This window comes from Williamsia sp. R60, from assembly GCF_054063855.1.
Genome location: NZ_JBSSGR010000004.1, coordinates 581,708 through 603,939, shown reverse-complemented (window position 1 = coordinate 603,939; position 22,232 = coordinate 581,708). Strand labels below are relative to the sequence as shown.

Sequence of the window (22,232 nt, the reverse complement as noted above, 5' to 3'; positions counted from 1 at the left end):
TCAGATCCCTTCCCTGAGTTCAACCGAGATGTCGATGAGTTCGTAGATCCGCAAACCCGGTTTCCACAGCGACGCGTCTGCGACGACAACAACCGAGTCCGCCTGGGTACGAATGTCTTTCACGTGGACTTCCAGTTCACAATGACCGTCGTCTGGGACGAACTGACCGCGGTACTTCCAGTTGAAGGGCACGTTCTCGGGAATGTGGAACTGCGGGTCACGCCATTGCCGGTGCATCCCGGCATCCACCATCCACTCTTGGATGCACTGGATCACCGACTCGACGCCGAGCGAACCCGGTATCACCGGATCAAGGTAGAAGTGGCAGTCGAAGAACCACTCGTCTGCCTCGATGTCGCGGGTCATGTGCAGATACCCCTTGCCGTACTGGCCACCTCCGTCGACCACATCGACGTGGTCGACCAGAGCCAACGCCCCCGTGGAGCACAGCGGTTCGCGCCGGTCCCTACGTGCCGCCACATCGATGGTGCGTATCTGCGGTGCAGACTCCAGTGTCTCGAGCCAGTTCGGTCGATGGCGTCCTGCGTCGAGCCCGGTTTGATTGTCCAGGGCCGAATCGCTGAAATACCCGAACATCGTCGTGCCGCTGTAGAACTCATCTCCATCCACCCGAAGGGAGTAGTCGAAACTCTGCAGCGATGACCCGGGCATCAGCGTCGTCGACACGAGCGTCGAACTCTGATCGACCGTCTTTCCCCGGAGGTCGAGTCTGCGACTGACGGTGGCGGTTCCGCCGAGGTTTCGGAGTCGCAAGGTCTCTGTGGACCCGAGCGTGGGGCCGAGGTAGTAGCCCATCAGCAGAGCGGCCTGCAACGAGGTCTCCATGTAGACGAAGTGCGGCACAGATCCGTTTGCAGTGTCCTCCAGGTACCACGCGTCGGCAGGCACGTCGTATTCGGTGCGATAGTCCGCACCGGCGTCCCAATTGCCTCGTGTGCCGGAGAACTCTGTGACCCGGTCGACCAGCAACAGCCCTCCCGTGGGCAGCCGGGTGGCCCGGTTGCCGGTGTAGCGCGAGAACTCGGGTCCGAACGCGATCCCCTGATCACCACGGGCCAGATGCGCCATGTGGAACTCGCTCAACAGTGCCTGCCGGCCGGTTGTCGCCACGCGTCCGGTCCAGTCCTGCAGGTGACCGTTGGTACCGGGGCCCAATGCGACACCATTGCGAGGTATGAAGTCAACGGTGACATCGAAACCGTTGTCCCGGGACGGCTCTGACCCATCAATACTCACGCGCGCCCGTAGATGCGGAATCGGGACGAGATCGATCTCCACCACGCGCAATGACAATCGTTGTGACGAAGGTGGATTCGGTGCGGTGCCGTGTGCCTGCGATTCGGTCACGCAATCGGACATACACAGATGCAGACCAACGAACACACCGAAAACCTCGGCCGCGGACCGTGCGGCCGCAACGGGGTCACCGTTGTACCTCACTGTGAGGCCGCCGAAGTCGGCCCCGCGTGGCGACGACTCGAGACCTTCGATGCTCTCTACCTGTCCGTGGGACGCGACCGTCAACATGCTGTTCGCGGCGATGGTTCGGCCGGTCGCATGATCGGTGGCGGTTTGGCGGTGCGTCGGACCGAACACCTGCTCGATCCCGCCGCGGGTGAGTACATCGATGTCTTCAGAGGACAGCTCCCGTTTGGCAGATCGGGCCAGAGGTCGAAAACAGCGCACAGCAGCGAGTTCGGCAGCGCGAGTGGTGGAGAACGTGTCTACGGTCTCGGGCCACGTCTTTTCCCCCAGTTGTCTCGGTGCCGGGTTGAGGCCATCGCGCAGTGTCGCCCGTGCGACAGCCGACGCGGCAGCAATGGTGGCTTGGTGAGCACGGACAACACTGTCTCGGACTGCGGCCAGCGGTGCCATCGCCCCCACCGGCACAGTTTCACGCGGTGCGAGCGATTCGCGGGTCCGGTTGCCGGCGGATCTCGGCGCGGCCTCCACCACGGCCGCGGGTCTGGCAGGTATGGGATTGAACACAATGCCGTCAAAGCGGATGTGTGCCATGGATCTTCCTGTCTTCGATGCGTGGTTCCGGGTGGTCAGTTCCACTGTCGGGCCGACTCAAGGAACATTGCTGAAAGGTCAGGCGCGGTGACCACCGAAACGTCGTTCCAGCGTTGCAAGACGGTGTTGTCTTGCGCGATCGCCACCGCATCAACAGTGGCCGACAACGCATCGCGCCTGAGATTGTCGGCGACGACGGTGAATGCCTCGCCGGTCGGCAGTTGGTGGTAGAAGTCAATGGAACCCACGCCCATCGGCAGGCACGCCGCTCCCAGCGCGCTGTGTGCGAGTACCGGTGGCACCTGCAGGATCAGGTCGGCTTGCACCGGATTGTGCAACATTCCCTGGTACGCACCAAGCGCTACAACCGCTTCGGGTAGCGAGGCGGTGACCACCAATCGCGATTCGGACAACTCCAAGACCTCCGCGAGCCCACGAAGGGCTGGTCCGTGGAACTGCCGCCCCTCGTCGTAGATGAACTGAGCGTTCTTGCCGACGTGGCCCCAATCGGGATCAATTGTGACCATCGGCGGCTCGTTGTCGGCCAACAGGAGTTGGGCGACGTAATGAGGGATGAGGCGTTCGCCGTCAACACTCGTGACCCGGACCGACAACGTGGTCGCGTCGCGTGTCGGCTCGGCATGTACCAGCAGCTGCGGGACCGTCGAACCCGACGGAAAGAAGACGCCATTGAGTACACGGAAGTCTCTGACCCCTCGGACGCATCGACCCGGCAACGCTCTCTCCGCCACGTTGATCATCGCGCCGAGTGCGAAAGTGGCAGGGAGTACCACCTTCTCGCCGATCCGGTGCGCCTCGATGATCGGGTGGCGCGCCAGATCCTCGATGACGCGGCGTGCGGTGAAGGCAACCGGATCCGGGGCGGATCCGGAAGCCAACGGACGCGTCGGCCCGATCAAGACCACTACATCGTCCCTGCGTTCTACCGAGAACTGCTCTGCGAAAGCCACTGCGCCGGTCCGTGGGTGGAGTAACTCGACCCCGTTGTCGCGGAAGTGCGCCCGTAGGACGTCATCGACCATGCCGGCGTCCCACGCTCCCCAGTCGATGGCGGTGACGTGACGTTCCGGGTGCCGACGCTTCGTGGCAACCGCGAATCGCGCAAGGGCTTCGTTGGCGGTGGCGTAATCACTCTGGCCCCGATTGCCGAAGAGTCCGGCCACGGACGTGAACAACACCAGGTGTTCGACGGGCGAGTCGTCGGCGGATGAGTCCAAGGAGTCCATCAGTGCGTCGATCCCACGCAGTTTCGGGGTGAGGACCCGCGCGATCTCTGAATCTTCTTTCGACGCGATCAGTGAGTCGGCAAGGACACCTGCACCGTGGATGATGCCCGTGACCGACTGATTGTAGGGCGCAAGCGCAGTGCGCAATGCGTCGGCGTCGGTCACATCGACGCTCAGGTATTGCCCACGTTCTTCCAGCGCGTCCAACGTTTCCCGGATCTCGCGTCCCGCCCGTACACCGGCGCAGCGAGAGTTGATGTCGCGGGGCGTCAGTCCACTTCCGGCCAACGCCCTGATCGCCGCACCCTGTAGCGAGGCGTCGTCGACTCCTTGCGCCCAATCTGGGTCCGGTGAAGGATCGGTGCGCCCCAGAAGGATGAAGCGGGCTTCGGTGCGGGCGGCCAGTTCACGAACACAGAGGGCGGTCACGCCACGGGCTCCGCCGGACACCACCAGGAGATCGTTCGCGCCTACCGACATGTCGTGGAGCGGGCCCTCACCGACCGCAGACAACTCTGTGGCCGGGGCCCCGTGTCCGCTGGGAACCAGGGTGTGCCGCTCCCCCAGCTCACCGACACCCACCTCGAGGGTGTCGACCGCCGAATCGTGTGACTCGTCGATGATCGTCCGGGCGAACTGGTCCGGATCGACCAGAGGATTGACATCCACTGCGCGGCAGAACAGTTCGGGGCGTTCCGCAGCCAGTGTCTTCACTGCACCGCCGATGCCGGCGGCCATGGCCGCCACCGGGTCGACATCGAGGTCGCCGAAGCCGAGGGCACCGTCGACGTTGGTTACTGCCAGCAACGCGGCCCGCCGCCCCGTCGGAATCAGTGCTTTGGAGGCTGCCTTGATGGCGAGGATAGAGTCGGAGAGAACTTGTTGAGCCTCTGAGATCGTTGTCGGCTCACCCAGGATCACCACGCAGAGGTCAGCCCGCGAGTCCGTCGACTGATCCGTTGCAGTCTCGGACGAACCGGTGGAGCCGAAGTGCGCTTGTGAGCCCGTCACCCGCCAGCGCTGTGCCCGCAGTGCTTCGGACAGCGCGTCGACGAGCCGGGAGCTGACGTTCCCGACGATGAACAGGGATGCGGTCGGATCAGTGGTGAAAACGTCGACAGCGCGGTCGATCCGAGGCAGGGCGACGAGTTCGACCGGTGTTCGTTCGGCCGATGGAAGTACGTCGATCGGATCAGTCTGCTCTGAGGTCAGGGCGTGATCAGTGAGCCGCGGCGCCACCGCGGCCGGCGCTTTTGGGTAAGCATCACTCCCCTCGGAGATGACCTCGACGATTTGGTCGATCGTTCGAAGCTCACCGAGTTGCTCGGGGCCCAGACTCGGGAGGTGCGGGAACCGCTCCTGTACCGCTCCGAGCACCTGAACCCGTTTTATCGAGTCGACGCCCAGGTCGGACTCCAGATCCATCGTGCTGCCGATCATCTCGACCGGATACCCGGTCTTTTCGGCGATGACCTCCCGAAGGGCGGTGTGGAGATCGTCGGCAGCAGCCTCGTGTCCGTCCACTGCCGGCACGCTTGGGGCCGCGGAGGGCTCGGCGGCCGGCTCCGACAGATCTGAACCGGGTATCGAGGGCTCGGCCGGAGGCGTCGAGGTGGTGCTGACCGGTGCGGCATTGTCCTGACGAGCAGTGTGCGCGGCCGGGGCGTTCGACGTCTGATCGGACCGTGCCGGCTCCGTGTCAACTGGTGCGGAGATGGCGGGCGCCGGCGACGACTGAACGGTGACAGACCGCCGAGCGCGGGCCGGGACCGCAGTTGTCTCGGGCGACAGCCCTGCTTCGAGTTCGGCGAGCCCGACCAACACGTGTGCTGCTTGGGAATGGCTGTCGCTCAACGCCACCGACTGGTTGCTGACCGCTTCGATCGCCCGGATCGATCCGTCGTCGAGGTTGCCGCGACGCAGCGCGTCGGCGAGGTCGCGAGCGATTCCGAGTTGGGCCCCCAGGAACTCGCGGTGGGTGTCGAGGTGCTGGTTCAATGCCGAGTTCAGGTGACCGTCATTCGGGTCCCCGGCGCGGGAAAGGTGTTGTGTCACTGTGAACTCCTCAGGACGTTCTGCGGGTGTGTGTGGTGTGGTCGTCGGGTGTTCGGCGGCACCGAGCGGATTGGGCTGGACCGGATCGGGTCGAACGGGATCATCGATGTCGTCGGCGCCGACCGTCTTGATCCGATAGCCGTTGGCCAGTACGTCGGCGTACGCCTTACGACGGGTTTCCGGAACGTATTCCGGTGCTGAGATGGTGACCGCCATCGCCGACGTGCGCGGTGGGGCCGGCGGGTCGGCCTGATACCGATTGATGCCGGACAACGGCATCCCCAAAACCGCCAGAGCGACCGCGGCCCGTTTGAGCCCGAGGTCCCCGTCTCCCATCGGTCCGATGTCGGTGGGAATCGCGATGACCTCATCACCCAGCGTGCGCCGAACCAGAGACGTGAGCACCTGTTTGGGTCCGAACTCGACGAAGGTCGTGCAGCCCGCGTCGCGCATACCTCGGAGCACCGCCACGAACTCGACGGGGTGCATCAACTGGTCGACGAGGATGTCGGCGTTGCCTGCAGCATCGGGTCCGTAGACACGTTCGGGATCGTTTCCGTACACCGCGCCCTGGGGGGCACCGATGGTGACCGAGTCCACCGCCTCGCGGAACGTGCCGGTGGCGTGTGCGACGTACGGCGTATGGAACGCTGCCGACACCGGCAATGTCCTTGTGTTCCAGCCGAGCTCAGCGCATTGTTCGGCGAAATCCGCCACGGCGTCACTGCCACCACCGACCACCACTTGGTCAGGGGCGTTGTGATTGCACACGTAAACGTCGTCGGTGCGGTCGACCAGGTCGTCGACGTCGGAGCGCGAAGCGCGGACGGCCAGCATCGCCCCCCGGTCTGAGCCCGATTCTTTGGCCATCGCGGCGCCGCGAGCGCGCGCCAGCCGGAAGTAGTCCCCGGTCTCCAGTGCGCCGGACGCCCAGAGCGCGCCGAGCTCCCCGAAACTGTGTCCGCCGAACGCTTCCGCGGTGAAGCCCAGTTCTGACAGGAATCGATACTGACCGACCGATACCGCACCGATCGCCGGTTGCGCGTGCTCGGTGAGTTTGAGGAGCTCCTCCTGCTCGGCCCGTTCATCGTCGTCGAAGGCCGGAGGCGGGAACACGATGGAGCCGAGTCGGCGCTCCACACCTTCGAAAGCGGCATTGGCGTCATCAAAGGCCCCTGCTACCGGCGGTAGGTTCATGGCCGAGGAGGCCGCCATGTTGACGTACTGGCTGCCCTGCCCCGAGAACAGTGCGCCCACCTTGAGGTCGGCCTGCGCCTGTCGGCGAAAGTATATGCCCTCTGGGTGATTCCAGGCCGGTGAGTCAGCGTCGCGCGCCAATGTCTCCAACGCGACCTCGATGAGCCGGCTGCGCTGCTCCTCGTCGACCCACACGAAGCCGATTCTGGCGTCGGTTGCCGGGATGTCGCCCCCGTCGACCGGCGAACCGCTCTGGAGTTCCTCGATGAGCGCCGGCACGTCCTGCGCGTGCCAGAGCGAAGCCGTCGGCGTCTGGTGCCAGGTCCGCACCCCACTTCGGTCCGTATCGGCTTCCTCGAGAACCATGTGAAAGTTCGTGCCGCCGAATCCCATTGCCGAGACCGCCGCCCTGCGCACCGGGCGATGTGGATCGAGCACCCATGGACGGGTGAGACTGTTGACGTAGTAAGGCGCGCCATCTGTGATGACCGGGTTGGGACGACTCACGTTGATGGTGCCCGGCAGGATCTTGTGATGCAGACCCAGCGCCAGTTTGATCAGGCTGGCTGTACCGGCTGCGCCCTTGGTGTGCCCGATCTGCGATTTGACACTACCGAGCGCAGCAAACGCCTCCTCATCGGTGTTGGCACGCAGCATCTTTCCGAGTGCTGTGAGTTCGGTCTTGTCACCGACTGCTGTACCGGTGGCGTGTGCCTCGAACAGTTCGACCGACGAAGGCTCGCAGCGGGCATCGTCGTACGCACGTTGGAGCGCCACTCGCTGGCCATCGGCGTGGGGAGCGTAGATGCTGTTGGATCGTCCGTCACTCGATGACCCGATTCCCTTGATGACCGCATAGACCTTGTTGCCGTCCCGACGTGCGTCCGACAGTCGACGCAGGGCAAGCATGCAGATGCCTTCACCGAGCAGCGTGCCGTCGGCGTTGTCGGAGAAGGGGCTGATCTGCCCGGTAGGCGACAGCGCGCCCACCTTGGAGAAACAGAGGTAGATGAAGATCGAGTTCTCGGTGTCGACACCACCGGTGATCATCGTGTCTGCTCTGCCGTCGACCAGCTCCGCGATCGCGGTACGAATGGCTGCGAGCGAGGCGGCACAGGCGGCATCGACGGTGCAGTTCATACCGCCGAGGCCGAACCTGTTCGCGATCCTCCCTGCGACGACGTTGGCGAGGAGGCCGGGAAACGAGTTCTCCTCCCACGGTGCGAAGGCGGCCACGTACTTTTCGGCAACGGCCTCGGTGTCGGCCTCGCTGAGACCACAGCTACGAGCGGCCGCCTTGAGGACCGGTGTCGACAGCCGGGCGGCAAGAGGGTGCATCAGCGGCACCGGACCGGTGGTGCCGATGACAACGCCGGTGCGGGAAGGGTCGTACCAGGAAGAATCCTTGGCGCCGGCGTCGCCGAGGAGGTCACGGACAACACCGAGACTCAGAGTCTGCATGGTGCTGGTCACCTCGAGCTGATTCGGTGGCATACCGAACTCGACAGGATCGAACTCGACGTCCGGGATGAACGCACCCCGATTGGAATAGGTCTTGTCGGGCGCAGTCCTGTCGGCGTCGTAGTAGTCCTCCAGGTCCCATCGAGACTGCGGCACCTCGGTGGTGCAATCCGTCCCGTCGACGATGTTCTGCCAGTAGTCTCGGATGTTCTTGGCGCCGGGTAGCAGTGCTGACATGCCGACGATCGCGATCGGGGTGTCGGCCAACCGCCGGTTCACATATTCGGTGTCGGGTACATCGGACGGCGTCGAATCGTTTCTGGGATTGCTCGATTCGGGGCCGTGGCCCGCCGTGTCGTGGGGTGATGCGAGTGTCACGTCTGTCTCCACTGGAGTTGGTGGTGCGAGGATCGATCGGGTCAGGCCGCGAGGTCCGTGTCCGCACGCCGTGCGATGGTTGCCGCGATGGATTGCGCAAAAGTGCTGTGTCCCAACGCATTGGGGTGCAATCCGTCTGCCGACCAGAGGTCACTGCGCGCCCACTGCCGGTCGGCAGCGATGTCGAGCAGTACTGTTCCGGTCCGGTCGCACACGTCGGCCAGTACGGTGTTCGCGTACTGGAAGCGTTCGCGGAGCAGATCGGCGAACGATGCGGGAACCGGCAGACGAGCCGGGATATCGGGGTAGGTGGCCGTGAACACGGTCGGTGATACAGCGCTCAATGTCTCGAAGATGGTGTTCACGTTGTCGCTGAAACGATTTCGATCGAAGTCGCTGACAAGATCGTTGACACCCACGATGACTCCGGTCAACGGTGCCCGCGCACTGACTGCCCGCTCTAGTTGGTCGCTGACCACAACGGAGCTGGTGGCGCCGTGCGCGCCGAGGTTGCAGACCTTGGCCGAGCGGAGGCCGAGTTGGCCGGCAAGTCGCGGAACCCATCCGCGGAAGCCGCCACCGGCATTCTCATCACCCCGGCCTTCGACGAAACTGTCGCCGATGGCACATAGCCCGTAGCCGCTCATGCCTGGACCAGGTGCCGATCGCCGACCGGCAGATCGACGGTCGCGTACAACTCTGCGAGATTGTCAGGAGCGAAGAACTCTTCACCCGGGTACCCACCGGCAATGAGACCGAAGAACTTCGTCGTGTACTCAGGGCTCTTGCTCGCAGCCCGGAAGACCGAGTCGTAGTACGGGGTCAAGGAGAGCTCCGAGATGCTCTTGGTGAGTTCGTACGTCCCGGCACTCTGGGCGTCCCGGTCGGCTTGGTAGGAGGCGAGGGCGTCGTACAACGGGCGCTGGCCTCCCAGGCCTTCCACCAGGCGATGCGCGAGCATCTCGCCGTACTTGAAGGCGTCGGTGATGCCCCAGCCCGTGAACGGGTCCTTGTGATAGCCGGCGTCGCCCACCAAGGCCCACCCCGGACCGAAGGAGGTTCGGCGGTAGTTGTCCGGGTAGGTCATCGGCCGCAACCGCTCCACCCGGGTGCCGTTGTCGCGGAGGCTCTCTCCGTACTTCGGGTCGATGGCGTCCACGATCTCCTGGATGTTCGCATCGGGGTCCTTACGGAACTCCTTGAGACGGTCGCGCTTGCGCATCACGGCAACAAGGTAGAGATCGTCGTTCGTCGGCCATGCGGCGAACTGCTGTTCCCCGAAACCGGTGCGATGTTGCATGCCCCAGTCGAGGCCGGAGTAGTACGAGTAGTAGACGAAGCATGCGCCGGCTGATTGGTCGTACTTCTGGGCGTCGACACGCTTGGCCACAGTGGAGTTCGCGCCGTCGGCTCCGACCACGAAGGTGGCTCTGAACTCTTCGATGGATCCACCGGCGCGGCTGCCGCGGATACCCACCACCTGATCACCTTCGAAGATCAGGTCGCGCACAGTGAATCCCTCGATCATCTCGGCGCCGGCTTCGCGTGCGGCGTCGACGAGAATGGAGTCGAGCACAGTCCGGCGAGGGCAGTACACGGCATCGATTCCGTCGATCGGGTCTGCCATTCCGCTCAGTGCGATGTCGGTGTAAGAGAAGTTCAGGTGCCGAATGGGCGGGCAGCCGCTGGCGATCACCCGGTCGAGCAATCCCCAATCCTGCAGTCGGGACAGCCCGGCCTGGTGGATGTAATGGGTGGAGACCGTGTCGCTCGGGAATGTTGCCCCGTCGACCGCGAGTACCTTGAGCCCACTGCGTGCCAACAGCATTGCCACCGACGATCCCGAAACCCGGGTGCCGACCACGATTACGTCGTACATGCGATTCTCCCTGCGATCAGTGCGATCTGATGTGTGATGACTTCAGTCTTCTGCGGAACGGATGAGGGCTCCAGGCCGTCATGCGTAGTCTCATCGGTCTATCGACGTAAGCTATTGCCAGCTAACAGCTTTCAGAATTCATCGCGCGTTCATGCTGCTACAGACTGGTTACACCCGGATTGCGTACAGCTCATCGACAAGATGCCGGTGTGTGTCGATGATGTTGCTGCGCTTGAGTTTCAACGATGAGGTCAAAAGGCCTTCCTGCACCGTGAAGTCACCTTCGACGATTCGGAACTCGCGAATGGACTCGGCCCGCGACACCAGGCTGTTGGCATCGTCGATCGCCTGCTGCACAGCGCGGGTCAACCGCGTATCCGTGAGGTCGTCGGTGGCGTCGGTCGTTTCTTTTCGCCATCGGGCGTACTGGGCCTGATCCAGCGTCACCAGTGCGGTGACAAATGGTCGGCCGTCGCCGATGACGATGCAATTGCTCACCAGCGGGTGCAGGCGGATCCTGTCCTCGAGTGGCGTGGGGGCGACGTTCTTTCCCCCGCTGGTCACCAGGATCTCCTTCTTGCGGCCCGTGATGACGAGGTACCCGTCGGCGTCCAGCTCGCCGATGTCGCCGGTGTGGAGCCATCCCTCCGCGTCCACGGCGGTCTTGTCCGCGGCGGCGCCCCAGTACCCACGGCTGACGTTGGCTCCTCCCACAAGCACTTCGCCGTCGTCGGCGATCGCGACCGTCGTCCCCGGAATAGGGCGTCCCACAGTGCCGACCCGGTTGGTCATGGGCTCGTTGACCGTCACTGCGGTGGCGGTCTCTGTCATGCCGTAGCAGTTGAGGAGTCGCACACCGAACCCCGCATAGAACGCAACTGTCGTCGCATCGAGCGATGCACCACCCGAGATCACGTTGGTCAGGCGACCGCCGAGCAATCCGGCAACGGGTTCGGTGGCTTCGAGTTCGGTCGACGTCAACGCCGTGTGACCACGCGCGATCGCTTCGGCCTCGTCTGCCGGGGTGAGGCCCTGCCGGGCGATCTTGCGGATCTTCTCCAGTGCGTAAGGCACCAGGGCGAGAAAGCTCGGTGAGATCGACGGAAGTTGCGGGATCAGCTCCGGGATGCTGCTGATGAAGTGGGTCTTGATGCCGCCCAGCAAACCGGCGAACAAGATCGTCTGACCGAACACGTGCGACAGTGGCAAAGCCAGAGCTGTCACCGCGGTTGGATCGACGAACATGTCACCGGTTCGCAGCACGGTGTTCGACGCCGCTGCGAACATGTTGCGGTGGGAGATGACACAGCCCTTTGCTGGACCCGTTGTGCCGCTCGTGTATACGATCATCGCGACGTCGTCGGCCACACACGCTGCCAAGGTGTCCTCGATGTCGAGTGCGGCCGCCGACGCGTCGATCAGATCGTCGAATGTGATCGCCGGTACTCCCCCTTCGACGAGTCGATCACTGTCCGTGTCGGTGTCGGCAATGCCCAGTACCGCCCCTGAATCGGCCAGAATGTGCGCGATCTGCTGGGCGGAAGAGGTCGGGTACACCGGAACCACCACGGCTCCGAGCGCGAGAACAGCAAGGTCGGTCAGCACCCAGTCGAGGCTGGTCGTCGACAGGATCGCGACCCGATCACCCCGGCGCACACCACGCTCGGAAAGGATCCCAGCACGCTGGCGCACCTCGTCGTCGGCCTGGGCGCCGGACAGTGCGGTTCCGTCCGCACCCGCGACGAGTATCTGCCGTAAAGAATTGCTTCCGAACACTTTTCGAACCCGGTCGTACAGGTTCTCGTCGGCCAGGAGGTCAAGGCCGGTACCGCCGTGCGATATCTGCTTCATGAGAACAATGGTTGTTCGTGGCCTTCCGGCAGGGCAGTACGAGCGTCACTTTCCGACCGTGCCAGAGGTTTTGCCTATGGCAGTCAGTGAACGACAGCAATCCGGTGGCCCGGGCCGGCCGGAGATTGTGCCGGAACCCGCGACGACGAGGTCCTGGACAACACGTTCTGCGACTTCGCATCTGGAGGATTGTTCTGTGACTGAGCTGCCAACGTACCGGCGCGCCTGGCTGTTTCGTCTTCGTCACATATCTCGTCGACGCATTCGACGAAGGCATCCACCGCGCTGTTCACCGTGGAAGCCGACCACACCATGTACAGGTCGATGGTGGGAATCGGGTCGATGAGTTTGACCGCCACGGAGGACGCACCCGCGGTGCCCATACCCACTGCCGCCGCCCGCGACAGCGATGCGAATGCGACATACGGTTTCACCGCAACCATGTGCGCTGTCCCGCTCGGGTCGTCCGAGGTCTGCGCGATCGTCAGTGAGACCCCTGCCTCGGTAGCTGCCGCGACGATCACGTCATACATCGCGGGGCACTGTTCGCGGGCGAACAGCACGCATCGTTCGGCGGCCAGCTCCGCGCATTGCACGCTCGACCGGCCGGCCCACGGATGCGAGCGACCGACCACGGCCACGATGGGAACCTTGGACAACAGCAACCTGGCCCGCAATCCCGGCAGCTGCGGCCGACCATAGACCAGGGCGACGTCGAGCGAACCGTCCTGGAGCCCGCCGAGTTGTGGTCCCGTGCGCTTTTCCCACAGAGACACCGCCATCCTGGGGTGCCGCTCGTTGAGCCTGGTCAACGCTGCGGGCAGGACGTGTCTGCTCGCCGGGAAGTTGTAACCGATGTTCAGGGATCCGACCTGGCCGGCGGCTGTCGACTTCGCGACATCGACAGCCTTTTCCATCTGTGCGACCACCACTCTGGCTTGCTTGGCGAACTCGACACCCGACGACGTCAACTGGACCTCGTGCGACGTGCGGACCACCAGCGTGACACCCAGTGACTTCTCCAGCTTCTGCAGTTGTGCACTGAGCGACGGCTGTGACAGATGCAGACGTGCGGCGGCCCGGCCGAAATGCAATTCTTCAGCGAGGGTGATGAATGACTTGAGATGTCGAAAATCCATTGCGCCCCCTTACCTGGACTCGCTCGGAAGACTAGCGAGGCCGGGTGACCCACGGTGAAACGTCAGGTGCCCCCTCGGTGTCGAAGGAACCAAGCCGACGCGGGACCTAGAAATCAGTGTGTGCCCGGTCACCTGCGGCGGCAGCTGGGCGTGGGATATTTCGTTCGCACCTGGGTACAGATCGCACGTGTCGAAAAATAGTGAATCCGCACCCCTTGATCAGCGCCGGCCCGAAGGGGTCACCGATGCAACCGTGTCGGCCGTCGGCAAAGTGTCCGAAGCTCTCGAATGCGCCGATCGTGCGCGTGGGCACCTTTACTCCTTCCATCAGCTCATGGGTCACGCCGACCTCCTGCTCGGTGAGGCGGTCGAAGCACTACGCGACGCCGGCCACCATGAGCAGGCCGACCGACTGCAGGAAGACATGGTCGGCCGGAATGTGATCGAAGACAGGTGGACCTTCCAGATCGTCGAAGACTTCGACGACAACTACTGGTCGCCGTTCCGACAGCACGACCAACAGATCAGGGATGAACTGCAAGGCGGTGTCCGACATGTGTTCGAGGCGGAGATGAAGCAGCGTCGGCGCACCCACGGCCGGCGCCACCACGAAGAGAAGCCCTGACCAGCGCAACCATTCTGTGGTCCCGGTCACAATGGCGGGCCATATCCGGTTCAAACAGCCCGGCGCGGGGAACCACTTGTCCGCAGACACCCACCGAGACTCACACCGAGTACTCGACTAGATGTCACCAGAAGGAGTCTTTTCAGATGAATGAGGACAGCAAGGCCGACCAGGCCCGCAAGGGCCTCTTCGACTCGGTCAAGGGCAAGGCCAAAGAGGTTGCCGGTGCCGTGACCGGCAACGACTCGCTGACTGCCGAAGGCCAACTCGAGCAGACCCAGGCCCAGGAACGCAAAGAAGCCAACAGTGTCGAGGCCGTTGCGGATGCCGAGGCCGAGCAGGCGCGGGCTCAGGCCCAGAAAGCCCGGGCCGAGAGCGCCGAAGAGCGCATCGAGGTGAGCGCGGATACGGCGGCAGCGGAGCGCGCTGCTCAAGAGGCGCAGCAGTCTCAGAAGCGTGCTGCAGAACAGCAGGAGCAAAAGAAGGTGGCGGTCGAACAGACCCAGGCCGAGCTCGACGCCCGTGCCAAGGAGCAGCAGGCAAGGGCCGAGGAGCGCGCCGAGCTCGCCGATGCTGCCGATGATGTGGTCGAGGCGGCCGATGAGCATCAGGAGTCGGTCAAGGAGGCATCTGACGCACAGGCAGAGGCCGATCGAATCCGCCGTCAGGCCGACAGCCTCACCGATCAGGCAGACCTTTCTTAGAGCAACGCGCTCATCAGACCCAGGAGTACAACCATGAACGTCATCCAAGTTCCGTTCGCAGTACTACGCGTGCAGTACAAGATCGCCCGATTCCCGTTGCAGTTGATCGAGGACCGAGTCTTCTCACGGCTCGACTCCGAAGCACCCGCACGCCTGCTCTACGAGCGTTCGCTCGGAGTGCTCGATTCCACGGTCGGCGGTCTGCTCGGTGATCCGGCCATCGAGAAGCGCGGTTCGGCCCTGACCGAGCGCAGTGAGAAGCTGGGTCGGGCGGCGCAGCTCGAAGAAGAGGCGGCACGCAAGCGTCAGCAGGCCGACGCCGAGCTGAAGGCCAAGCGCGACAACGCGATCGACGAGCAGAAGCAGGCCCGCGAGAACAAGCAGCGCGAGATCGAAGAGGCCGAGCAAACAGCCGCCGAGCGCAAGCAGGCCGCAGAAGAGGCCGCCCAGGAAAGAACTGCCAAGGCGAAGCAGCAGGCCGACGAGCTGGCCGCCAAACGCAAGCAGGCAGCCGAGGCCGCGAAACGCGATGAGCAAGCCAAGATCAAGGCCGCCGAAGACAAGGCGACCTCAGCTGCGAAGGCGAAGGCGCAGGACGCCGCCGCCAAGCGTGATGACGCCGAGAGCAAGCGTGCGCAGGCTGATCGAGTCGAGAAATTGGCCGACGCCGAGAAGTCGAAGCGGCAGGCCGAGCGCGCCAACAACAAGAACTGAGTGCGGTCCGGGCTCACGGTGCAGGTCACCGAGTAGATGATCGAGGCGCGTGAGCCCGAACCCGGCCGCAACGGCCGGCACACTCACAACTACATGACGATCGGGGACGTGGCGGAATTCCTCCATGTGCCCGTGAATATCGACGACGACCCACTGACGCCAGAGCTCCTCGCCTCTGGCGTCAGTGTCGATTCGAGGCAGGTACGGCCGGGCGACATCTATGTGGCGTTGCCCGGTGACCGATTCCACGGAATGGACTTCGTCGGCGAAGCCGTCAGACGAGGGGCCGTCGCGGTGGTCAGCGATGTGCCCACATCGATACTGCCCGCGCTGGTGGTGGACAGACCGCGGGCGGTGCTCGGTCCACTCGCCTCGGCTGTCTACGGGAACCCCTCACGGGACATGGACGTCTACGGCGTAACCGGCACGAACGGTAAGACGTCGGTTGCCTACTTGCTCGATGCCGCACTCACCGGGGGCCATCGCACCACCGGGCTCATCACAGGTGTGGTCGTCCGAGGTCCGCGGACAAACTGTCCCGGGCTCCGAACCACCCCCGAAGCGCCGTCACTGCAGGAGACGCTCGCATCGTTTCGTGACCAAGGCGTCGACGCGGTGGCGTTCGAGGCCTCGAGTCACGGGTTGGCGTATGGCAGGGTTGATGGCACATACCTGCGTGCCGGCGTCTTCACCAACCTCTCCCCGGACCATCTCGACTTCCATCCGAACATGGACGAGTACTTCAGGGTCAAGGCTTCACTCTTTCGCGCCGAGCGGTGCCGGTTGGGTGTGATCAACATCGACGACGCGTACGGCAGTCGACTCGCCGCCCAGATCGCTATCGAGATGGTCAGTGTGTCCACTGCCGATCCAGCAGCCGACTTCTTCGCGGCGGAGGTGCGAGCCCACGCGCGCGGAACCTCCTTCACCCTGCACAGCCCCTACGGCCGCTTCGCTGTGAATCTGCAGCTGCTGGGATCTGCACAGGCGGACAATGCGTTGGCGGCGATCGCGGCGGTCGCGGCCACCGGGAACGACATCGTCTCCGCGATTCGCGGAGTCGAGGCACTCAGCGGCATACCGGGTCGGCTCGAACCCGTCGATGCGGGACAGCCGTTCCTGGCGTTCGTCGACTACATGCACAACGCCGCAGGCCAGCGCACCGTTTTTCCATTCCTTCGGTCCTTGACGTCGCGGCGGGTCATCGCAGTGATCGGGGCGACCGGTGACCGAGATCCCGGCAAGCGGTTCCCGCTCGGCTTCACCGCCGGCAGCATGGCAGACATCGTGGTGGTCACCGACGAGAGTCCCCATTCGGAAGACCCTGCTGAGCTGCGCTCGCCCGTGGTCGCCGGTGCCCGGGCAGCCAGGGACGCCCATGTCGTCGAACAACCCGGTCGCGCCGCAGCAATCGAGCTTGCCATTGGTCTCGCGGAGAAAGGCGACGTCGTTGTGGTGGCCGGGCGTGGTCACTCCCCCATCCTCGTCGCTGGTGAGAGAAGTCAACCCTTCGATGACCGAGCGGTGGTGCGCGAGGCAATTCTGCGTCGGCACCGATCGAGCACACAGCTGCCGGCCGGATGAACCGGCCGGCAGCTGCCGAGACAGACGACCCCTTGATCAGTCCGGGATTGCGTCCTTCAGCTTGCCCATGACGCCCTTCTCGGTACCGAGCTGAGCATTCTGCGGCGTGCCCTTCGAACCGTCGTAGGTCGCATACAGTTTCGGATCCGGCGGCGGAGCGGAGGCCTTGTTTCCGAGTGGCTGGGGATCTGCGAGGAAGCCCATCTGATGAATACCGTCGGGGGCAGTGCGATTCGCCCATCCCCCGGTCGACGAGAACTCTCCATCGGACAGATGCCAGATGTCGGTGGCGTGCTCTGCATACTCTTCATCGAGGAGCGCGTCAGGAGCAACCACGCTGGCCAGGCCATCAGCCTGCAGTTCCTCGATCGCCGCCAGCCAGAGGTTCTGATGGTGTGTGTCGCGGGCCAGATTGAACTTGAGCATGGCCTTCACACCTGGGTCGTCAGTCATGTTGTACAGGCGTGCTGTCTGCAGTCGACCCTGCGACTCCGCAGTGACATTGGCACGGAAGTCGGCGAGCAGGTTGCCGCTCGCGATCACGTAGCGGCCGTTCCAGGGGTAACCGTTGCTGTCGGCGGGAAGTGCTCCGCCGCCGGCGACTATGGCCTGCTGCGGGTCCATTCCGCCCATCACAGCAGCGACAACGGGATCACCGCCGGCGGCCTTGCTGGACTCCGTGGCCGGCGCGCCTTCGAGAAGGCGCGCGACCATGACCGCCAACATCTCGACGTGGCCGATCTCCTCGGTGGCGATGTCCATGATGAGGTCTTTGTACTTGCCTTCCATGCGACAGTTCCAGCCCTGGAAGAGATACTGCATGGTCACTGTCATCTCACCGAACGCGCCGCCGATGAGTTCCTGCAGTTTGTGGGCATAGACCGGGTCCGGCTTCTCTGGTTTGACGTCGAATTGCAGGTAATCGGTGTGTTTGAACATGAGTCCTCTTTCAATCGGAATCTGGGGTTCCTGATTGCAAGGCACAGGTCTCACGGGTCGATACCGAAGTACCGACCCCGACACAACGCATGAGGCGTCTGGTGAACCCGACCTTGCGGCGATGCCCGGCCATGCTCGTTTCTCGACTCCGGGTTGCGTCGAACACCACCTGGCGGCCGTCTGCTGCGCAACCGAACATGAACAACCGCTGCAATCTCGATACCCGGCTTCAGATGCAGTCAAACCAGCCGATCTCCGACACCGAGAATGCGACTACTTCGAGTCGGCGGCGGTACGGTGAAGTGATCGTGAGCATGGTCTAAACCTGGCGTTGCTTGCCCGCGCGTGGTGCCCGGGAGACGATGCGGATGCCTGCTTCGAGTGAAACATCAACTCCGACTAGACACCTGCAATCTCCCGACTTCGGCGGTGAGGACTCGATGCCGAATCGGCAGACCGGGCCGTCTGCGGCGGGGCGACAGAGATCGACGACGTACAACAAACACCTGCTCGACGGCCAGATGGCCCAAGGAGGCGACCATGACCAACCAAACTGACGGCGCACGGAGTGTCCATGCGGCCATTGCCGAGTTGGCCCGGCAACTTCACGCCAGCGAACAACGTGATCTGCAGGCCGTGCTGGCAAACGTCGCCGAGGGCGCGGTGTCGAACGTGCCCGGTGCGGAGTATGCCGGCATCACCGTCACGACCAACCGGGATACCTTGACCACTCAGGTAGCGACGGACCCGATTGCCGAGCTGCACAACGATATTCAGATCAAGCACGGACAGGGGCCATGCCTGGTTGCCGCCTGGGACCAGCCCGTCGTCCGGGTCAACGACCTCACTTCTGAGACTCGCTGGCCGGCCTACGCGGCAGACGCGGTCGCGCTCACTCCCTTTCGTTCGCTCATGTCTTTCCGGCTGTACACACACAGCGAGACGCTGGGTTCGTTGACGCTCTACTCGCGCGCCCCGCTCGCGTTCACCGAAGAATCCGAAGAAATCGGCCAGGTCTATGCAGCACATGCCGCGGTGGCGTGGGCCGCGACCGAGCGCGGTTCGCAGTTCATGAGCGCTCTGGCCAGTCGCGACATCATCGGCCAGGCAAAGGGCATGATCATGGAGCGTTTCGACATCGATGCCGTGCGAGCTTTCGAATTGCTCCGCAAATTGTCGCAGGACACCAACACTCCCCTTGCCCGATTGGCAGCTGATCTGGTCCACAAAGACCATCCGCCGAAGCCGTGAAGCCGCCGCCCACACATAGGATCGAACAATGACCGACAACAAGAAGAAGCCGGAAGAAAGCAAAGTCGAGGAGCCCAAGGGTGGACGACCCGGGCCTGTCGACGAGGGCGGCTCGGGCGGCATGGCAACGCGCGAGGTGACTCCCGAACTGGTCCATCGCGATGGCGAAGACAACGACGACTGACCCTCATACGCGCGGCGGGTCCAGGAAGCCGAGTGGCTGACATCCGCTACAACCGCCACGATTGCTGTTGCCGCGCTTGGGCAGTGCCCTGTTCCGTCCGCGTGAATTGGCCGGGTGGGTGATCGCGAAGACCACTCAAACGGTGCCCGGCGACGGCTAAGCTCAGGCGGCGGGCACCGGGAAGAAGACTCGGCTGTGCCGTGGCAGACCCAGTGCAGTAAGCGCTTTCGGGCGCTCATCGATACGTCGTTCACGCAGCCCCGTGGACGGCGTGCCACGTCGACCAACAACTGGAGTGATCATGTCCACAGATGCGATCGTCATTCTCAAGCAGGACCACAAAGACATCAAGAAGCTCTTCCGAGAATTCCGCGCCGCCGGTGAGGGCGCGACAAAGAAGAAGGGCGACATCGTCAACAAGATCATCGAGGCCCTCACCGTTCACACGTACATCGAGAACGAGGGCATGTACCCCGATGTGCGCAAGCGCGTGCCCGATGTCGAAGACGACATCCTCGAGTCCTACGAGGAGCACCACGTCGCGGACGTGTTGGTGATGGAACTCGCCGCCCTGAGCCCAGACAGCGAGCGGTTCGATGCCAAGACAATCGTACTGATCGAGAACGTCGTGCACCACATCGACGAAGAGGAATCAGAGTGGTTTCCCAAGGTCCGAGAGGCATTGGGGCGCAAGGAACTCCAGGAGCTGGGCGAGCATCTACTCGAGCTCAAGAAGAAGGCACCGCGTAGTCCGGCGCAGCCTTCGGCTCTCAAGAAGACGATCGACGCCGTCATCAAGTAACGCGCCAACGGCTCCGGCCACCGACCGACGAGTCGGTGGCCGGCGCCTGTTCAGTCGGCGGCAGTGTGGCGCAGGGACCGCACGAGACGGGTGAAACGCGGGTGCTCTGCCAAGTCATCCACCAGCACCGCCTTGCCGTCCCCGTCGGCCAGCGGAACCGACCAGTTCGCGTACTGGCTCGAGTCGGTGCCCGGCTGGTTCTGGATGCGTCGCTCACCGACCGCATCGGTGAGTGCGACACCGAGCAGCAGAGACGGGCTGCGTGTGATGAGCGAGTGCAGGGCAGCCACCGTCTGCTCCTCATCTGCATCGGTTGGCAGCAACCCCCGCTCTCTGGCGACGTCGAGGATGGCCTCACGGTCGCGGGCATCGTTCGCTCGCTCGGTCGCCTCGTCCTGCTCCAGCAGGCCGAGTTCGGACCGCAGCCTGATGTGTTCTGCTGCGAGATATCCGGCGGTCGGCGGCAGGTCGTGCGTGGTGACCGAGGTCAGGCACAGACGCCGGTACTCCTCGGGGGGAACGGGTGCATCCGGACCGTGTTCGAACCAGAGAATGGATGTGCCGAGGACGCCACGCTCACTCAGGTAGTCCTGCACGATTGGTTCGAACACTCCGAGGTCTTCGCCGATCACCACCGCTCCGGCCCGTTCGGCTTCGAGAACGAGAACTCCGATGAGGGCCTCGTAGTCGTAGTGCACGTACGCACCTGCTGCCGGCGACTCGCCTTCGGGAATCCACCACAGCCGGAACAAACCCAGGATGTGGTCGATGCGCAAACCCCCGGCACGCCGCAGGACTGTTCGGAGCATGTCGCGGAACGGGAGGTAGCCTTGTTCCGCCAACTTCCATGGGTGCCAAGGCGGTTGGTTCCACAGCTGGCCCTGCTGATTGAACGCGTCAGGCGGGGCGCCAACCGACACACGAGGCGTCAGAGCGTCTCCGAGTGCCCAGACGTCGGCGCCGCCGTGCTGAACTCCCACCGCGAGGTCGTGGATGATGCCGATGTCCATACCGGCCGCTACCGCCGTTGTCTGTGCGGTGGCGAGTTGCTCGTCACAGATCCATTGCAGCCAACTGTAGAAGGCTATCCGGTCGGTCAGTTTTTCGCGGAGCTCGGCAACCCGTGCCGGATCCCTCAGCGACTTACCCCATTTCGGACTGTCGGCACCGTATTTCTCGACGAACGCGCACCATGTGGCGAAACCGAGGAGGCCTTCGCCTTCCTCCTCGAGGTAGCGGTCGAACTCGCCACGTCTGCGCGGGCTCAGCGGCACCGCGTGAATGGTCTCCAGCACTTCGAGTTTGGATCGGTACACAGAATTGCGGCGGATCTTGCCGGCGTCTCGGTTCCACCGTGAGTACTTGTCGGCGAACTGCCGCATGGCTTGATACTCGACATCGGGGAGGCGCGCTGCTTCCGGGATGTCCTCCACCCTGATGTAGATGGGATTGACGAACCGCCGGGTTGTCGGCAGATACGGGGACGTCTCGAGCGGGGGCTGCGGTTGTGCAGCGTGCAGTGGATTGGCCAAGACGAAGTCCGCGCCGTGCACAGAACCTGCGATGTAAGCGATGTCGGCCAAATCGGACAGATCCCCGATTCCCCACGACCGTTCGGACCGCACCGAGTACAGCTGCGTCGTCAGGCCCCACCGTTGCTGGGGTCCGAGCTTCTCGGCCGTTGTCAGACGCTTGGGCGTCACCGCGAGCGTGGTCTGCGCCAGCGTGCCGGTGCCCACCTCTGCGTGCAGGGTGTGCCACCCGGTCGGCAACCCATTCGGCACGGCAAACGTTGCGCGGCCGATCATTTCGCCGTCGATTTCCCTCGGATCCACCCAGATGTCCAGCTGTGGAGCGTCGAGTCGCTCGCCATCCTCGGTGACCACCCACACCGAGACCGGGTCTCCGTGGGGCACGTGGACGAGAACAGGGACAACCTCGTCTTCGACCATGACGACTACAGGCGGCAGGACCTGACGCCACGGTGCCTCATCGAGATCCTCAAGGGATCGACGGATCTCGCTCTCCGTGCCCGACGCCACACCCAGGGCGGTCAAGATATGCCGCAGTGTGTCGTCGCTGACGTCGCGGCGTTCTTTGTCCCAGCCCTCATACGACGTGGCAACGCCACAACGATCGGCCAGAGTTCTCAACTGCTCGGGGTAACCCACCGCGCCGATGCTGC

General features: G+C 63.7%; 15 protein-coding genes. 7 read left to right on the top strand and 8 right to left on the bottom strand.

All coding sequences use genetic code 11. The features are described from left to right. From ACVWY6_RS21715 to ACVWY6_RS21690, 6 genes are all read right to left on the bottom strand, one after another. A complete protein-coding gene (locus ACVWY6_RS21715) occupies positions 1–2,037 on the bottom strand; it encodes a beta-ketoacyl synthase (protein ID WP_457540847.1) in 2,037 nt (678 codons plus the stop codon). Positions 2,038–2,072: 35 nt separating this feature from the next. Then, a complete protein-coding gene (locus ACVWY6_RS21710; RefSeq protein WP_457540845.1) occupies positions 2,073–8,375 on the bottom strand; it encodes a beta-ketoacyl synthase N-terminal-like domain-containing protein in 6,303 nt (2,100 codons plus the stop codon). 41 nt (positions 8,376–8,416) lie between these two features. Next, positions 8,417–9,022, bottom strand: coding sequence for an SGNH/GDSL hydrolase family protein (locus tag ACVWY6_RS21705; protein WP_317714112.1), 606 nt, complete (start codon positions 9,020–9,022; stop codon positions 8,417–8,419). Then, positions 9,019–10,254 carry an NAD(P)/FAD-dependent oxidoreductase gene (locus ACVWY6_RS21700; RefSeq protein WP_457540843.1) on the bottom strand — a complete coding sequence of 412 codons (1,236 nt, stop codon included), beginning with the start codon at positions 10,252–10,254 and terminating at the stop codon, positions 9,019–9,021. The genes ACVWY6_RS21705 and ACVWY6_RS21700 overlap by 4 nt, the downstream gene beginning before the upstream one ends. 168 nt (positions 10,255–10,422) lie before the next feature. Next, the gene (locus ACVWY6_RS21695) at positions 10,423–12,105 is read right to left on the bottom strand and encodes an AMP-dependent synthetase/ligase (protein ID WP_457540841.1); all 1,683 of its coding nucleotides are present in this window, start codon (positions 12,103–12,105) and stop codon (positions 10,423–10,425) included. Between the two features lie 83 nt (positions 12,106–12,188). Beyond that, positions 12,189–13,244 (bottom strand): LysR family transcriptional regulator, encoded by a 1,056-nt coding sequence (locus ACVWY6_RS21690; RefSeq protein WP_247208823.1) that lies wholly within the window; start codon positions 13,242–13,244, stop codon positions 12,189–12,191. A 187-nt stretch (positions 13,245–13,431) separates the two neighbouring features. Here ACVWY6_RS21690 and ACVWY6_RS21685 point away from each other — a divergent pair, with 187 nt between their 5' ends. From ACVWY6_RS21685 to ACVWY6_RS21670, 4 genes are all read left to right on the top strand, one after another. Beyond that, the gene (locus ACVWY6_RS21685) at positions 13,432–13,869 is read left to right on the top strand and encodes a hypothetical protein (RefSeq protein WP_062798209.1); all 438 of its coding nucleotides are present in this window, start codon (positions 13,432–13,434) and stop codon (positions 13,867–13,869) included. 146 nt (positions 13,870–14,015) lie between these two features. Then, positions 14,016–14,573 (top strand): CsbD family protein, encoded by a 558-nt coding sequence (locus ACVWY6_RS21680; protein ID WP_457540838.1) that lies wholly within the window; start codon positions 14,016–14,018, stop codon positions 14,571–14,573. Positions 14,574–14,606: 33 nt separating this feature from the next. Next, entirely contained in the window at positions 14,607–15,287 is a 681-nt protein-coding gene (locus tag ACVWY6_RS21675) for an IF2 family translation initiation factor (RefSeq protein WP_116915317.1), read from the top strand. Positions 15,288–15,323: 36 nt separating this feature from the next. After that, on the top strand, positions 15,324–16,871 hold the full coding sequence (locus ACVWY6_RS21670; RefSeq protein WP_457540835.1) for a UDP-N-acetylmuramoyl-L-alanyl-D-glutamate--2,6-diaminopimelate ligase: 1,548 nt from the start codon (positions 15,324–15,326) through the stop codon (positions 16,869–16,871). Positions 16,872–16,907: 36 nt separating this feature from the next. Here ACVWY6_RS21670 and ACVWY6_RS21665 read toward each other — a convergent pair whose 3' ends face one another. Beyond that, entirely contained in the window at positions 16,908–17,810 is a 903-nt protein-coding gene (locus ACVWY6_RS21665; RefSeq protein WP_062798205.1) for a manganese catalase, read from the bottom strand. Between the two features lie 540 nt (positions 17,811–18,350). On the opposite strand from ACVWY6_RS21665, the gene ACVWY6_RS21660 reads away from it, so the two are divergent. From ACVWY6_RS21660 to ACVWY6_RS21650, 3 genes are all read left to right on the top strand, one after another. After that, positions 18,351–19,061, top strand: a complete 711-nt coding sequence (locus ACVWY6_RS21660; protein WP_400729954.1) for a GAF and ANTAR domain-containing protein — start codon at positions 18,351–18,353, stop codon at positions 19,059–19,061. Between the two features lie 28 nt (positions 19,062–19,089). Further along, positions 19,090–19,245 (top strand): hypothetical protein, encoded by a 156-nt coding sequence (locus tag ACVWY6_RS21655; protein ID WP_023959149.1) that lies wholly within the window; start codon positions 19,090–19,092, stop codon positions 19,243–19,245. Between the two features lie 301 nt (positions 19,246–19,546). Continuing rightward, entirely contained in the window at positions 19,547–20,047 is a 501-nt protein-coding gene (locus ACVWY6_RS21650) for a hemerythrin domain-containing protein (protein WP_457540831.1), read from the top strand. A 50-nt stretch (positions 20,048–20,097) separates the two neighbouring features. On the opposite strand, the gene malQ is transcribed toward ACVWY6_RS21650, so the two are convergent. Beyond that, entirely contained in the window at positions 20,098–22,218 is a 2,121-nt protein-coding gene (gene malQ, locus ACVWY6_RS21645) for a 4-alpha-glucanotransferase (protein WP_457541187.1), read from the bottom strand. Positions 22,219–22,232 lie beyond the last annotated feature (14 nt).

Excerpts from the sequence above, each read along its gene's own strand:
- ACVWY6_RS21665 (WP_062798205.1), bottom strand. The coding sequence starts at position 17,810 with ATGTTCAAACACACCGATTACCTGCAATTCGACGTCAAACCAGAGAAG.
- ACVWY6_RS21650 (WP_457540831.1), top strand. The coding sequence starts at position 19,547 with ATGTCCACAGATGCGATCGTCATTCTCAAGCAGGACCACAAAGACATC.
- ACVWY6_RS21660 (WP_400729954.1), top strand. The coding sequence starts at position 18,351 with ATGACCAACCAAACTGACGGCGCACGGAGTGTCCATGCGGCCATTGCC.
- ACVWY6_RS21675 (WP_116915317.1), top strand. The coding sequence starts at position 14,607 with ATGAACGTCATCCAAGTTCCGTTCGCAGTACTACGCGTGCAGTACAAG.
- ACVWY6_RS21705 (WP_317714112.1), bottom strand. The coding sequence starts at position 9,022 with ATGAGCGGCTACGGGCTATGTGCCATCGGCGACAGTTTCGTCGAAGGC.
- ACVWY6_RS21695 (WP_457540841.1), bottom strand. The coding sequence starts at position 12,105 with ATGAAGCAGATATCGCACGGCGGTACCGGCCTTGACCTCCTGGCCGAC.
- ACVWY6_RS21680 (WP_457540838.1), top strand. The coding sequence starts at position 14,016 with ATGAATGAGGACAGCAAGGCCGACCAGGCCCGCAAGGGCCTCTTCGAC.
- ACVWY6_RS21690 (WP_247208823.1), bottom strand. The coding sequence starts at position 13,244 with ATGGATTTTCGACATCTCAAGTCATTCATCACCCTCGCTGAAGAATTG.
- ACVWY6_RS21715 (WP_457540847.1), bottom strand. The coding sequence starts at position 2,037 with ATGGCACACATCCGCTTTGACGGCATTGTGTTCAATCCCATACCTGCC.
- ACVWY6_RS21670 (WP_457540835.1), top strand. The coding sequence starts at position 15,324 with ATGATCGAGGCGCGTGAGCCCGAACCCGGCCGCAACGGCCGGCACACT.
- ACVWY6_RS21655 (WP_023959149.1), top strand. The coding sequence starts at position 19,090 with ATGACCGACAACAAGAAGAAGCCGGAAGAAAGCAAAGTCGAGGAGCCC.
- ACVWY6_RS21700 (WP_457540843.1), bottom strand. The coding sequence starts at position 10,254 with ATGTACGACGTAATCGTGGTCGGCACCCGGGTTTCGGGATCGTCGGTG.